This window comes from Synechococcus sp. OH2 (assembly GCF_047462155.1).
Classification (GTDB): Bacteria; Cyanobacteriota; Cyanobacteriia; order Thermostichales; family Thermostichaceae; genus Thermostichus.
This window is the reverse complement of record NZ_JANSIR010000083.1, coordinates 32,608-45,832: the sequence shown is the minus strand read 5'-3', so window position 1 is coordinate 45,832 and position 13,225 is coordinate 32,608. Positions and strand designations below refer to the sequence as shown.

General features: G+C 62.6%; 13 protein-coding genes. 7 read left to right on the top strand and 6 right to left on the bottom strand.

The genetic code is table 11. The annotated features are described in order from the left end of the window. The 5 genes from NW835_RS07650 to NW835_RS07630 all read right to left on the bottom strand — a co-directional run. The coding region (locus NW835_RS07650; protein WP_414414957.1) for a hydantoinase B/oxoprolinase family protein at positions 1-1,059 on the bottom strand (1,059 nt) is incomplete at its 3' end. Between the two features lie 5 nt (positions 1,060-1,064). After that, positions 1,065-1,373 (bottom strand): hypothetical protein, encoded by a 309-nt coding sequence (locus tag NW835_RS07645; RefSeq protein WP_414414956.1) that lies wholly within the window; start codon positions 1,371-1,373, stop codon positions 1,065-1,067. Positions 1,374-1,403: 30 nt separating this feature from the next. After that, a complete protein-coding gene (locus NW835_RS07640; protein ID WP_414385478.1) occupies positions 1,404-1,925 on the bottom strand; it encodes a PDZ domain-containing protein in 522 nt (173 codons plus the stop codon). Positions 1,926-2,214: 289 nt separating this feature from the next. After that, entirely contained in the window at positions 2,215-3,165 is a 951-nt protein-coding gene (gene pip, locus NW835_RS07635; protein WP_414371213.1) for a prolyl aminopeptidase, read from the bottom strand. A gap of 20 nt (positions 3,166-3,185) precedes the next feature. Continuing rightward, a complete protein-coding gene (locus NW835_RS07630; RefSeq protein ID WP_414376179.1) occupies positions 3,186-5,393 on the bottom strand; it encodes a glycoside hydrolase in 2,208 nt (735 codons plus the stop codon). A gap of 175 nt (positions 5,394-5,568) precedes the next feature. On the opposite strand from NW835_RS07630, the gene NW835_RS07625 reads away from it, so the two are divergent. The 3 genes from NW835_RS07625 to NW835_RS07615 all read left to right on the top strand — a co-directional run bounded on the left by NW835_RS07625 (position 5,569) and on the right by NW835_RS07615 (position 8,753). After that, the gene (locus NW835_RS07625) at positions 5,569-6,111 is read left to right on the top strand and encodes an HNH endonuclease (RefSeq protein ID WP_414364588.1); all 543 of its coding nucleotides are present in this window, start codon (positions 5,569-5,571) and stop codon (positions 6,109-6,111) included. A gap of 47 nt (positions 6,112-6,158) precedes the next feature. Continuing rightward, positions 6,159-6,722, top strand: a complete 564-nt coding sequence (locus tag NW835_RS07620; RefSeq protein ID WP_414364610.1) for a phycobiliprotein lyase — start codon at positions 6,159-6,161, stop codon at positions 6,720-6,722. A gap of 141 nt (positions 6,723-6,863) precedes the next feature. Next, a complete protein-coding gene (locus tag NW835_RS07615; protein ID WP_414414955.1) occupies positions 6,864-8,753 on the top strand; it encodes an AAA family ATPase in 1,890 nt (629 codons plus the stop codon). On the opposite strand, the gene glcD is transcribed toward NW835_RS07615, so the two are convergent. After that, positions 8,750-10,240 (bottom strand): glycolate oxidase subunit GlcD, encoded by a 1,491-nt coding sequence (gene glcD, locus NW835_RS07610; RefSeq protein ID WP_414364591.1) that lies wholly within the window; start codon positions 10,238-10,240, stop codon positions 8,750-8,752. The two genes, NW835_RS07615 and glcD, sit on opposite strands and share 4 nt — an antisense overlap. A gap of 71 nt (positions 10,241-10,311) precedes the next feature. Between glcD and NW835_RS07605 the strand changes: the two genes are divergently transcribed. The 4 genes from NW835_RS07605 (at position 10,312) to NW835_RS07590 (ending at position 13,147) form a co-directional block, all read left to right on the top strand. Further along, a complete protein-coding gene (locus NW835_RS07605) occupies positions 10,312-11,538 on the top strand; it encodes a class I SAM-dependent methyltransferase (protein WP_414414954.1) in 1,227 nt (408 codons plus the stop codon). Between the two features lie 117 nt (positions 11,539-11,655). Beyond that, positions 11,656-11,856 (top strand): 50S ribosomal protein L35, encoded by a 201-nt coding sequence (gene rpmI / locus NW835_RS07600; RefSeq protein ID WP_414333811.1) that lies wholly within the window; start codon positions 11,656-11,658, stop codon positions 11,854-11,856. A gap of 134 nt (positions 11,857-11,990) precedes the next feature. After that, entirely contained in the window at positions 11,991-12,347 is a 357-nt protein-coding gene (gene rplT / locus NW835_RS07595) for a 50S ribosomal protein L20 (protein WP_414333801.1), read from the top strand. A 23-nt stretch (positions 12,348-12,370) separates the two neighbouring features. Further along, the gene (locus tag NW835_RS07590) at positions 12,371-13,147 is read left to right on the top strand and encodes a transporter substrate-binding domain-containing protein (protein ID WP_414414953.1); all 777 of its coding nucleotides are present in this window, start codon (positions 12,371-12,373) and stop codon (positions 13,145-13,147) included. Positions 13,148-13,225 lie beyond the last annotated feature (78 nt).

The window sequence follows — 13,225 nt, the reverse complement described above, 5'->3', positions numbered from 1 at the left end:
GAACACCACATCGGCAATGCGCTGCGAAGTTTCTACGTTGCCCGCCACCACCGCCACCGGAAATTGGGCGTTCACCAGGCAACCAGGCGGGGCCACGATCTCGATGGGATCCTCCAGGCCGACATTGCTGGGCGCCGTGGGATCCAACAGGCAGCGCAGGGCAAAGAGCACTGCCGAGCGGGTCACAGCCAAAGGTGCGTTCAGGTTCCCCGCGGTGGCCGGGGCTGTGCCGGCAAAGTCCACCCGTAGCCTCTCCCCCCTTACCTCAATCTGCACCTGGATGCGGAGCGGCTCGGGCGGATCCCCGTAGCCCTCCAGGTAGTCGCAGGCGGTGTAGATCCCAGCGGGCAGAGCCTGGATCTGGGCCTGCATCCGCCGCCGGCTGTAGGCGATCACCCCGGCAATCAACTGCCAGGTCTCCTCCTCGCCAAAGCGGGCCAGCAGCTCGCGAAACCGGCTCACCCCCACGGCGCTGGCTCCCACCTGGGCCTGCAAATCCCCCTGCCGCTGCTCAGGGTTGCGCACATTGGCCAGGATCAGGCGCAGCAGATCGCCCTGCCAGCACAGCTCCCCCGTCAGGGTCATTTGGGCCAGCCGCAGCGGCGGGATCACCAGCCCCTCCTGCCAGATTTCCGTGGAGTCGGCCGGCATGGAGCCAGGGCGCATCCCCCCAATATCGGCATGGTGAGCCCGGTTCACCGCGTAGGCGCAGACCTGCTCTGGATCCCGCAGGCCGGGGATGGCTGTAACCACCGTGATATCCGGCAGATGGGATCCCCCCTGGTAGGGATCGTTGAGGACGAACACATCACCCGGCCGCGGGCCGGTTGCCACCACTGCCCGCACTGCTTCCGCGAGAGCTCCCAGGTGCACCGGAATGTGGGCCGCCTGGGCAATACAGGCCCCTTGGGCATCGAACAGGGCCGTCGAGCAATCCCGCCGCTCCTTGATGTTGGCCGAGTAAGAACCGCGGATGAGGCGCGCCCCCATCTCCTCGGCGATCCCCGCCAGCGCATTGGCCATCACCTGCAACCGGATGGGATGGGAGACGCTATCCATGCTCCTCACAGCCTGCGCACCAGCCAAACAGCCACCCTGCGGATCCCTTGCCAAAACTGGAGACGCCGCTGCCAGCGGTCGAGGTTAGTGCGATTCTCCCGCAGCCGATCCCGTAGGCGCAACAACTCAGCCGGCGTGCGAGCCAAAGCCCGCTCAGCTGCTTCCCGCCAGTCGGCCATGGCCCGCTCCGTAATCGAAAGCGCCGATCGCAAGCTCAAGACAGTAGGAATAAGAGCAACCAGAGCAAGAAACAGCAGCCCATTGAAGCTGCAAACCGCCCAAACTGCCCACTCTGTCCCTGATGCAGCAGTCACAGAGAGCTCAGCAAGGGATCCCGACAAAGCTTACTGCTGCTGCAGCATCAAGGGGCGCAACACACGGCCATCGCCGACCACCACCACCGTGGACAATACCTGTCCGCCGCGCCGGAAGGTAATGGGTACCCGCTGGCCCACCGGGGTGTTTTGGATAATTTGCTGGACGTGCTGCACCGAGGTGACCCGCTGCCCGTCCACCCCAATCAAAATATCTCCCTGGGCCAGACCTGCTTGTTGAGCCGGGCCATCCTGGAGCAGACCAACCACCTGTACCCCTTGGATTTGAGGCGCGGGGCCAAACAGGCGACGACTGATGGCGCCTTGAGCTGGCTGTCCATCCACCGTTTCGATGGCAACCCCGATAAAACCGTTGCCTGCGACAGCAGGCGACGCCTGAGCCCCGAAACTGTCAACCTGAACCGTGGGGCTGTAGAAGTTGTAAGCTTCACCCCCAACCGAGTCACAGGGGTAGGCCACAACTGCATCTGCCAGCAGGAGGGAGGCGGGCAGGGCAAGGGCAAGCTTGAACAGAGTGTTCGGTTTCTGCATAGTTCGACCCTGGAAACGGCGAAGAATGACAAGTTGGGATCCGCAAAAGCACTGGGATGGATCGACCAGCCCGCGGGAGACAGCGGAAGTCATCAACCGGGCAGCTTGCACCGCCCTTCCCTCAGTGATAAACCCAAAATCCGCAACTGTCGATAGGTTGGGGCGCTTTCCTGGAAGGTATCCCAGTTTTCAAGGTGTTGCCAACCAGTCCAAAACCGTCTCCCTGCGCCCCAGCCTCTCTCCCGAAGGCTGCAAGTTGAGCTCCTTCCCCAAAGGTGAGCGACAAGACCTAGAGGTCAGCGCAGCGATCCGTGGCCTGCAGCAGGGCGGTGCGGATCCCGGGCTCGGTGATGGAATGGCCGGCATCGGGAATGAGGTGAAACTCTGCCTCTGGCCAGGCCTGGTGCAGCTCCCAGGCGGAAATGGGCGGGCAGACCACGTCGTAGCGTCCCTGGACGATCACAGCCGGCAGATGGCGCAGGCGCTCCACCCCCCTAAGGAGCTGGTCTTCAGGATCCAAAAAACCCCCATGGACGAAGTAGTGGCACTCGATGCGGGCAAAGGCCTCGGCAAAGGTCTCCTGGCCAAAGCGCTCGATGAGCTCAGGGCTGGGGATCAACTTGCTGGTGCTGGCCTCCCAGATGGCCCAGGCGCGGGCCGCTCTCAGCCGCACCTGGGGATCCGGGTCGTTGAGGCGGCGGTGGTAGGCTGCCAGCAGGTCATCCCGCTCTTCGGGGGGGATGGGCTCCAGGTAATGTTCCCAAGCATCGGGGAACAGGTAGCTGGCCCCCGACTGGTAAAACCAGCGGATCTCAAAAGGGCGTAGCAGGAAAATGCCCCGCAAGATAAACCCCAGGCAGGAGTGGGGGTGGGTTTGCCCATAGGCCAAGGCAAGGGCGCTGCCCCAACTGCCCCCAAACACCCACCAGCGCTCAATGCCCAGGTGTTGGCGCAGCTTCTCGATATCGGCCACCAGATCCCAGGTGGTGTTCTCCCGCAGCTCGGCGTAGGGGCGGCTCTTGCCGCAACCACGTTGATCGAATAGCACCACCCGCCAGCGGCTGGGATCAAAGTACTGCCGGTAGAGGGGATCGATCCCACCCCCCGGCCCCCCATGCAAAAACACCACCGCCTTGCCCGCCGGGTTGCCGCACTGCTCGTAGTAGAGGGTGTGCAGGGAAGAGACGGGGAGAAAGCCGTGATCGTAGGGCTCGATGGGCGGGTAGAGATCGCGCGCCATAACTTAAATTTCTCAAATTCTCAAGGTCTCCGCAGGGCGATGGTGGCCTTGGGGGGGATCCCTTCTTGGAAGGTCTCGCCATCGGCGGCCACGATGATAAATTGCAGCTCCTGCCCCGGCTGGGCGCCCAAATTGCTCCAGGGAATGGCCACCTCCAAACAGGCATCCACCACCGCCTTCACCTGATGGTTGATGGGGTGCCAGCTATGGTACTCCCCTGCCTGCAAGAGCTGAGCCTCGACGGGTGCGGGATGCTGGCCGGTGCCAGGCGGCGGCAGCGACAGCTTCAACAGGTGGCGGTAGAGATAGTTGAGGGGGGCTTCTGCCGGCAACCCCTGCAGGGGAATGGGGCTGTTGACGGTAACGCGGTTGGGATAAAACCACAGCACCTGCAATTGCTCGGGCCGCTGCACCACCGAGTTAAAATCCAGCCGCAGATAGAGGTTGAAGTGATCGAACCCGTACCAGAGGCGGCGGACGACGCTGTTGCGGTGCATGGTTCCTCGGGCTGCGCCGATCTCCACCCGCCCGGCCTGGCTCCACTCCCGTTCGGCGGGGCGACCGTTGATGGTGGGATGGATAAACCCCTGCGGCAGGCGATCCCCCAGCCCGTCGTGATCCTCGAGGGGAAACTGCAGCGCCGCCGGCACCGCCTCTCCCAAAGCGGTGTAGAGGGCCTGTAGATGTTCCCGAAACAACTGGTCAAAAACGGCATCGTGGGCGGAAGAGTGGCCTGCCCCAAACCACCAGAACCAATCAGATCCCTCAGCGGCCCAGAGGGCTTCCCAGGCCTGGGGGGTGGCGTGAGGGTGATCCTGGATCACCTGGCGGGCTTGGGCAAGGAGCTCCCAGGCGCGGTTTTTGACGGGATCCCCAATCCAAGTGGTAAAGTCGGCCTCAATCCAGGAGCCGCTGTGCAATTGTTCGGCTGGCAGAAACTCCGTGGGGGGAAACTGATCCAAAAACTCCGACACCTTCACCAAGCGCAACGCCGGGTGCTGGCTGAGGCGGGCATAGAGGTTTTCCAGGAAGGGGCGGCCATCTTGGGGGTAGTACTCCCAGCAATTTTCCCCATCCAGGGCAATGGTGACCAGCCAGGGCTGGTCTTGGGGTAGGCGGTTGCGGATGCTCTCCAGGTGGCCGATGAGATCTTTGGCGGCAGCGTCGGCAGGCATGGCGCTGTAGCTAAAGCCAATGAGATCGGAAAGGCGGTGATCCCGAAAGATGATGGCCAAATCCCCTGCCTCGCTCTCCAGACGGTAGGGGCGGTAGAGCTTTTCCGGCTCGAGGATATGGCCCTGCCCGTCGCGATGAAAGGGTTGGCCCAAGCTCCAGCCCAGCACTCCCTCGTCGGAGATGATCCAATCAAAGCCTTGTTTCTGGATCAGGGGCACGATGGCGGGGCTGACCGCCTGCTCTGAAGGCCACAGACCCCGCGGATCGCGGCCAAAGCGCTCCCGGTAGATCTGCTTGGCCCGCTCCAGTTGGCTGTGGACATCCTGCTCCCAGTGGAAGGGGTAGCGGGGCAGGGGCAAGCCGGGCCGGGCCACCCGCGCCGAGCGCTCGCTCACCAGCAGGGGCAAGATGGGGTGGGTGTAGGGGCTAGTGGTCAACTCCAGTTGGCCGCTACTTTGCAATTTGGCGTGCTGGGGCAGGATGGCGGCCAGGATCTGCTGTTGCTTGGCGTAGATCCGCTGCCGATCCGCCAGGGTAAAGCCGGATCCCATCTTGATCCAGCTCTCGATCTCAGGATCCTCCTGGAAGAGGGGATCGAACCAGGAGAGGTTGTGCCAGGCCAGCAGGTCGCTGAAGTCTTGGGGCGTCCAGTACTGTAGGCACCAGTTGATCCCTTGCGATTCCCGCTGTTCGTAGAGCTGGCGGTAGCGGGGGTAGGGCTCAATCATGGTGGGGTAATGGCTGTCGAAGAAACGCTCGACAATGAAGCGCCGCTGCTCCGGGGTCAGCTTTTCGACAGGAGATAAAGTCAGCTCCAAATAGGGATCGAAGGCCGAGCCGGCCACGTAGTCTTCGATTTGCACAATGAGAGAGGGCACTAGGTTAACCGTTTGGTGCAGGCGGGGATAGCGCTCCAGCAGCAAAATTAAGTCCAGGTAGTCTTTGATCCCGTGCAGGCGCACCCAAGGCATGCGATATTTACCCGCCAGCGGGCTTTTGTAGAGGGGCTGGTGTTGGTGCCAAACCAGGGCAACATGCAGCGGGTAGGTCATGGGAGGCACGGGATCCAACCATCACCCGGATACTAGCCCATCTGTCCGGCTCCCGATCGTAAGAAACTCTGGAATGTTGAATGGTGGGGCTCCACCTGGATGGTGCCCACTGCGGGAAAACCTTGTCATTTGCCAGATTTCTCAGGACAATGGCGGCAAATGGAAGAGCTAAGTCATGACTGCTGCTACCCACGTCCTGGAACAGTCGATTGTTGTCTTTTCCCAAAACTACTTGCCCATTAGCCGGGTCAACATTAGGCGGGCGATTGTGCTGCTGCTGACGGGCAAGGCAGAGCCGCTGGCGATGATGAATGTGCCGGTATGGAAAGTGCGCTCCCCCAGCCAGGTGATCGAGGTGCCCGAGCACATCCGCCTGACCATCAAGGGCAAAGAGCGATCCTGGCGGGTGCCCCCTGTCAACCGGCGGGAGGTTTTGCGGCGGGACCACCACACCTGTCAGTACTGCGGCAGCACCCATAACCTAACCCTGGATCATGTCGTGCCTCTTTCTCGCGGGGGATCCCACACTTGGGACAATGTAGTCACGGCCTGCGAGCGCTGCAACCAGCGCAAGGGCAACCGCACTCCTGAAGAGGCCAATATGCCTCTGCGCAGCAAACCCCGCGCCCCCCTCCACCCGACGGTGGCTTTTGCCGAGCAGTTTTGGCGCGAACAGCAGAGCCGGCAAGAGCAAATCTACGGCTACAGCACAAGCTAGAATCGGCAAATCCCGGTTGTTATCGATGAGGATCCGCGTCGGCCATGATGACCGTAATGGAGTTTTTTGCCCTCAGCGCTGGCGAGTGGATGTGTCAGCGTACCAGCCATCACTTGGCCTTTCGCCGCTCTGAGGGGGGGAGATCGCGGGTACAAATTGCCACCCTTTCGCCCGCCGATCCGGCAGTTATCCAGGTTTGTGAGCTGTTCAAGGTGGATCCACGGCGGGCCGTGGGGGCGGCGCGAGTGCAGTGGAATGGGGAGCAGGAGTGGGACAACGAAGAGTACAAAGGCGATGTGGTGCTGGTTCCCATCCCCGATCCCGATAATCCCATGCGGGGGCAACTGTTGCGGGACCAGGGCTATGCCGAGAAAGTGCCGGTGGCCGGCACCTACGTCATGGGATCCGACGGCGCCCTCACCCTCTACACCGAATATGAGATGACTGAGTCAGAGGAGCGCATCTGGTTTGCCAGCCCGAACCTGCGCCTGCGGGCCAGCACCGTCAAGCGCTTTGGCGGCTTCAGCATGGCCTCTTTCTGCTCTGAGGTGCGCAAGCTCTCCGCCAGCCCTTCCCCCCTCTCGGCCATCGCCGAGTCCCGCTCTCCCTAGGTGTGTGCTGACCAGAAAGCTTGCCGGCGTCGGATCCCTGGCTGAAAGTTGCCTGCTTTTGGGTCGGGGGAGAGCCTCAGCCGGCAAGGGATGGGCTAAAACCTCTGTTGGTGGGTTATTTGTAGACGGAAAACCCCGGCTGTGGCGGATCTAAGCGATTTTATCCAGGGTATTGAGCAGCTTATCGAGCTAGCCCAGAAACTGGACGAGAAAAGAAACACGGGGGAGCTGCGAACTGAGGTGCGCATCCAGGCCCGTCCTTTGGGCAGCTCTATTCCCCCTTCCGGCTCCATCCCCCGTCGCCGCAGCAGCGCCCAGACGGGGGATCCCTCCTGGAGCAGCGAGCCTCAGGTGATGTCCACAGCAAGCTGGCGCGAACAGCCCAAGGCTGCTCCCTCGCCTGATTTGGTCGCCGACCGCCTCAGCGGGACGGAATCCGGCCCAGGGCCGCGCCTCAGGGATGTGGGGGGGCTGAGGGAACAGCTCCAAGCTTTGCGGGAAATGGTCGAGATCCCCCTCAAGCGGCCCGATCTGCTGGCCAAGTTAGGTTTAGAGCCGCCCCGTGGCGTGCTGTTGGTAGGCCCCCCTGGCACCGGCAAGACTCTGACGGCCCGCGCCCTGGCCGAGAGCCTGGGGGTGAACTACATCGCCATTGTCGGCCCAGAGCTGATCGGCAAGTACTACGGGGAGGCGGAGGCGCGCCTGCGGCAGCTTTTTGAGAAGGCGGCTAAGTCGACTCCCTGTCTGGTGTTCATTGACGAAATCGATGCTCTTGTCCCCAACCGCGCCGCCGTCGAGGGGGAGGTAGAAAAACGCCTGGTGGCTCAAATGCTGGGGCTGATGGACGGGTTTGCGGCTCAAAAAGGTGTTGTGGTGCTGGCAGCCACCAACCGACCTGAGGCCCTGGATCCGGCGCTGCGGCGACCGGGGCGCTTTGACCGGGAGATCATCTTTAAGGTGCCGGATCGGGAGGGGCGGCGGGAGATCTTGGCCATTCACACCCGTGGCATGCCCCTGGCGGAGGATGTGGATTTGGACAGCCTAGCAGAGCAAACGCTGGGCTTTGTAGGCGCGGATCTGCGCGGCCTGTGCCAGGCGGCCGCCTATGCAGCTTTGCGGCGTCAGGTGCCGGATTTGGAATCCCCGATTCCCGAATCCCTAAAAGTTACGGCAGCGGACTTTCAAGAAGCTCTGCAACAGGTAAAGCCGGCGGTGTTGCGCTCGGTGGAAATTGAGTCGCCCCAGGTGAGCTGGGATCAGATCGGCGGCCTGGAGCACGCCAAGCAGATTTTGCAGGAGGCCATCGAGGGATCCCTGCTGCACCCGGAGCTGTACGAGCAGGCCCAGGCCCAGGCCCCCAAAGGGATCCTCCTCAGTGGGCCCCCCGGCACCGGCAAGACGCTGCTGGCCAAGGCCATCGCCTCCCAGGCCAAGGCCAATTTCATCGCCGTCTCCGGCCCGGAGCTTTTGAGCAAATGGGTGGGATCCTCCGAGCAGGCGGTGCGGGAACTCTTTGCCCGCGCCCGCCAGTGTGCCCCTTGCGTCATCTTCATCGATGAGATCGACACCCTCGCTCCCGCGCGAGGCAGCTACTCCGGCGACAGTGGCGTCAGTGACCGGGTTCTGGGGCAACTGCTGGCCGAACTGGACGGGATCCGTCCCAGCCAGGGGGTCTTGCTAGTGGCGGCCACCAACCGCAAAGCCAGTTTGGATCCCGCCCTCACCCGCGCTGGCCGGCTGGAGCTGCACCTGAGTGTGGAGCTGCCGGATCGCGCCGGGCGGTGGGAAATCTTATCTGTACATAACCGCAAGCGTCCCCTGGGGCCAGATGTAAATCTGGAGGTGTGGGCCGAGCGCACCGAAGGCTGGAGTGGTGCCGACCTGGCCCTGCTCAGTAACCGTGCCGCCATTGCTGCTATTCGCCGCCACCGCGCCACTGCCGAGACGGTGGAGGCCAAAACCTTGGTCATCTGCCAGGAAGACTTTGCCCAGGCCTTTGCCGAGCTGCAGCAGCAGCGGCAGGCCAGCTAGAAGACAGGGATCCCTTGCCATTCCGGCCGCCGGTGGGCATGGGCCGCCTCGCCGCAGGTGCGGGGAGTGGGAAAGATCTTGTCGGGGTTGGCGATGTGCTGCGGGTCAAATACCTGCCGCACCCACTGCATGCTCTCCAAATCCGTGGGCGTAAACATCTCCGACATGTAGCAGCGTTTCTCCGCCCCGATGCCGTGCTCGCCAGAAAGGCTACCCCCCAGGCGCACACAGAGTTTGAGAATCTCGCCCCCCAGTTTCTCCACCTGCTCCAGGGATCCCGGCACCGACTCGTCGTAGAGAATCAGCGGATGGAGATTGCCGTCGCCGGCATGGAACACATTGGCCACCGGGTAGCCGTATTCGCGGCTGAGGCGCTCGATTTCTTTGAGGACATAGGCTAGCTGGCTGCGGGGGATCACCCCATCCTGGACGTAGTAGTTGGGGCTGAGCTTGCCCATTGCAGCAAAGGCCGCCTTGCGCCCCTTCCATAGCCGCGCCCGCTCTTCTGGGCCGGCTGCCACTTGCACCTGGCGGGCCCCGTTTTTGAGGCACAGCGCCCTCACCTGTTGGCCGGCTTCCTCCACCTCCAGCTCCAGCCCGTCCACCTCCACCAGCAAGATGGCCGCCGCATCCCGCGGGTAGCAGCCCAACTGCACCACATCCTCGACGGCGTTGATGCTGAAGTTGTCCATGATCTCCAGGCCGGCGGGGATGATCCCGGCAGCGATAATGTCAGAGACGGCGGATCCCGCTGCTTCTACACTGTCGAAGTCCGCCAGCAAAACCCGAACCTGGGCCGGGGTTTTCAGCAGGCGCAGGGTAATCTCGGTAGCGATGCCCAGGGTGCCCTCGGAACCGACAAACAGACCTACCCAGTCGTAGCCGGGCATCTCCGGGATCTTGCCCCCCCAGCGCACCACTTCCCCATCCGGCAGCACCACCGTCAAGCCGAGGATGTGGTTGGCTGTTACCCCGTACTTGAGGCAGTGGACGCCGCCGGAGTTTTCCGCCACATTGCCGCCGATGGAGCAAACCGACTGGCTAGAGGGATCCGGCGCATAAAAATAGCCCTGGTCGGCCACCGCTTGGGTAATCCAGGCGTTGATCACCCCCGGCTGCACCACCATGCAGCGGTTGTCTAGGTCAATCTCCAGGATCTGTTTCATCAGGGTGGTGGCAATGACGACGCTATTTTCCAGGGGTAGCGCCCCTCCCGAAAGGCCAGTGCCGGATCCCCGCGCCACAAAGGGCACCTGGTAGCGGCTGCACAGCTTCACCACCTGCGCCACCTCTTCTGTGGTGCGTGGCAACACCACCAAAGCCGGCCTTTGCCGGTAGCTGGTCAGCCCGTCACACTCGTAAACCAACAGCTCCTCCGGCTTGCTGATCACTCGCCGGGGATCGAGAATTTTTTTGAGCTCAGCCGTCAGCTTGATCCAGTTAAAGGTGAGGCCAGCTTGCAGAGGATGGGAAGCGCGGACAACCATAGAGCATTGGCGAGAAATGTGCTTAGGGGAGATATCGTCACTATAGTCTGGATAGTCTGGCTGGAGAGCCTATGCAGTCCCGCAGCGCCGAACAGATTCTCAAACAAGTGCGGCAGCTCTACGACCTCTACCCCTTCCCGCCACAGCCCATCGGCACCGTTCCCCCGCCGGGGTGGAACTGGCGCTGGAGCTGGCCCCAGGCCTATGCCTTTTGCACAGGTGCTCATCCAGGCCGCCGCCCAGTGCGCATCCTGGACGCCGGCTGCGGCTCTGGGGTGGGGACGGAGTATATCGCCCACCAAAACCCCAACGCCGAAATCTGGGCTTTTGACCTGAGCAGCCGCGCCCTGGAGATTGCCGAGGCCCGCTGCCGGGCTTCCCAGGCACCACCGGTGCACTTTCGCCAGCTCAACGTTTACGACATTGACCAACTGCCGGGGCAGTTCGACTTCATCAACTGCGTAGGCATGCTCCACCACCTCCCGGATCCGGTGGCGGGGCTGCAGGCTCTGGCAAACAAGCTGGCTCCCGGCGGGATCCTGCACCTATTTGTGTACGGCGAGCTGGGCCGCCACGAGATCCGCCTGATGCAGAAGGCCATCCGCCTCTTGGTCACTGGCTCAGAGCATCAGCCGCTAGCTTCCGTAGAACACCTACAGCAAGGGCTCCAGGTGGGCCGCCGCCTTTTCCAGATTTTGCCAGACAGCAACCGCATCCAGCAGCAGGAACGCGCCCGCTGGGCCATCGAAAACGTGGACGACGAATGCTTTGCCGATATGTACCTGCACCCGCAGGAAGTGGACTACACCATCGAGACGCTGTTTGAGCTAATTCAGGCTTCAGGGCTGCAGTTTTTGCGCTTTTCCAACCCAGAGTTCTGGCGGCTGGAGCGGGTGTTGGGCAAAGATGAAACCCTACTGGCCCAGGCAGCCCAACTGCCGGAGCCGGAGCGCTACCGCCTAATCGAGCTGTTGGATCCGGTGGTGGCCCACTACGAGCTCTTTCTCGGCAAGCCCCCTATTCGCCGCAGGGAATGGACCCATCCAGAGGATGTGGCCGCGGCAGTTGCCCACCTCAGCCCCTGCCTGGGCCTGTGGCCGGGGCGGAGCCTCTTCAACTACGCCTATGAGGCCATCTCCCTCAGCGAGGAAGCCTTCGCCTTCCTGCAGCAGGTGGACGGGATCCGCACCGTCCAAGCCCTTCAAGAAAGCCTAGACTCTCCCCTGAGCTGGCCGCAGTTGCAGCAGTTGCTGCGCTGGCAAGTGTTGCTTTTGGAGCCGCAAGAGAACAGTTTTTGAGGGCTCTTGGCGGCTTTGAGACAGGAAGAGGCCATTGCGGCATTTGCTTTCTTGGTCTTCCCTAGCTTATGCTAGAAGACTGTGACCTTTCCCCTGGCCATTTCTGGGGTTATTGCCATGCCCAAAATCAAAACTCGCAAGGCAGCCGCCAAGCGCTTTCGCCTCACCGGCAGCGGCAAGTTCATGCGTCGCCGGGCCGGGCACAACCACTTGCTTGAGCACAAAACCACCAACCGCAAACGCAAATTGGCCGGCGTGGCCCTGGTGGATGAACGGGATCTGGCCAACGTGCGCCTGATGCTGCCCAACACCCACTAGGTGGGATCCCGTTGTGCCGCTTCCTCCACTCCCTCAGCCTAGGGTGAGCCGATCGCCACGGCAGGCCAAAAGTCTCAAGGCTTGTTCGCCCTTGTATCCATCTGTCTGTATTCTGTCTGTATTGAGTTACCGCCATGAGAGTCAAACGGGGCAATGTTGCCCGCAAGCGTCGCAAGAAGATCCTCAAGCTGGCCAAAGGCTTTCGCGGAGCCGGCTCTAAGCTGTTCCGCACCGCCAACCAGCAGGTGATGAAGGCCCTGCGCAGTGCCTACCGGGATCGCCGCCGCAAGAAGCGAGATTTTCGCCGCCTCTGGATTGCCCGCATCAATGCCGCCACCCGCGCCCAGGGCCTGCGCTACAGCGAGTTCATCGACGGCCTCAAAAAAGCCAATATCCAGCTCAATCGCAAAATGTTGGCCCGCTTGGCTTTCCTGGATCCCGAAGCCTTCACCCAAGTGGTGGCTGCGGCCCGCCAGTCCCGCACCGCCTGAAGGGGATGGGATCTCGGCCTCCGTTGGCCTCGGCGATCCAGAGGTCTTGCTGGGCGGCCAGCCTGGCCTTAGTTTGCCTAGGGATCCCTGCCGCTGCCCGTCCCTGGTCAGAGATTGTTCGTTCGGGTCAGTTGCGAGTTGCAGTCAAAGACAACCTGAAGCCGTTGGGGTTTCGCGATGCCGAAGGCAAGCTGCAGGGGTTTGAGATTGACCTAGCCCGCGAGCTGGGATCCCGGCTGCTGGGATCCCCGTCGGCGGTGGAGCTGGTGCCAGTGGCCAATGTGGAGCGGCTACAGGTGCTGACTGCAGGGGAAGTGGATCTGGCCATCGCTCAGATCGGCATCACACCGGATCGGGCGCGCCAGGTGGAGTTCACCTCGGCCTACTACCCGGATGGCCCCAGCCTGGTTGTGGCCCGTTCCCAAGACTGGACGAGCTGGTCAGAGCTGCGCGGCGCGCGGATTGCCGTCCTGCGCGGATCGGCCGCCATTCCCCACCTCCAGCGCTACCTCCCAGGGGTTGAGTTGCTGGCGGTGGATTCCTACCAGGAAGGGGCAGAATTGCTCCTAAAAGGGGCGGTGCAGGCCTGGGCAGCGGATCGCTCGGTGCTGGCGGGGTGGCTGGCGGAGCACCCCCAGTTTCAGTTTCTGGGATCCCCGTTGGCGACAGTGGGGCTGGGCATTGCCCTGCCCAAGGGGCTGGAGCATGCTGAATTGCGGCTGCGGGTGCGCCGCGAGCTGGAGAACCTGCGCGCCGAGGGCTGGCTGGCGGAGCAGGCCAGAGCCTGGGGTCTGCCCTAGTGCAAAAAGTGACGGATGCCAGTGCAGACCATGGCGATGCCGGCAGCATTGGCAGCAGCAATGGAGTCGGCATCGCCA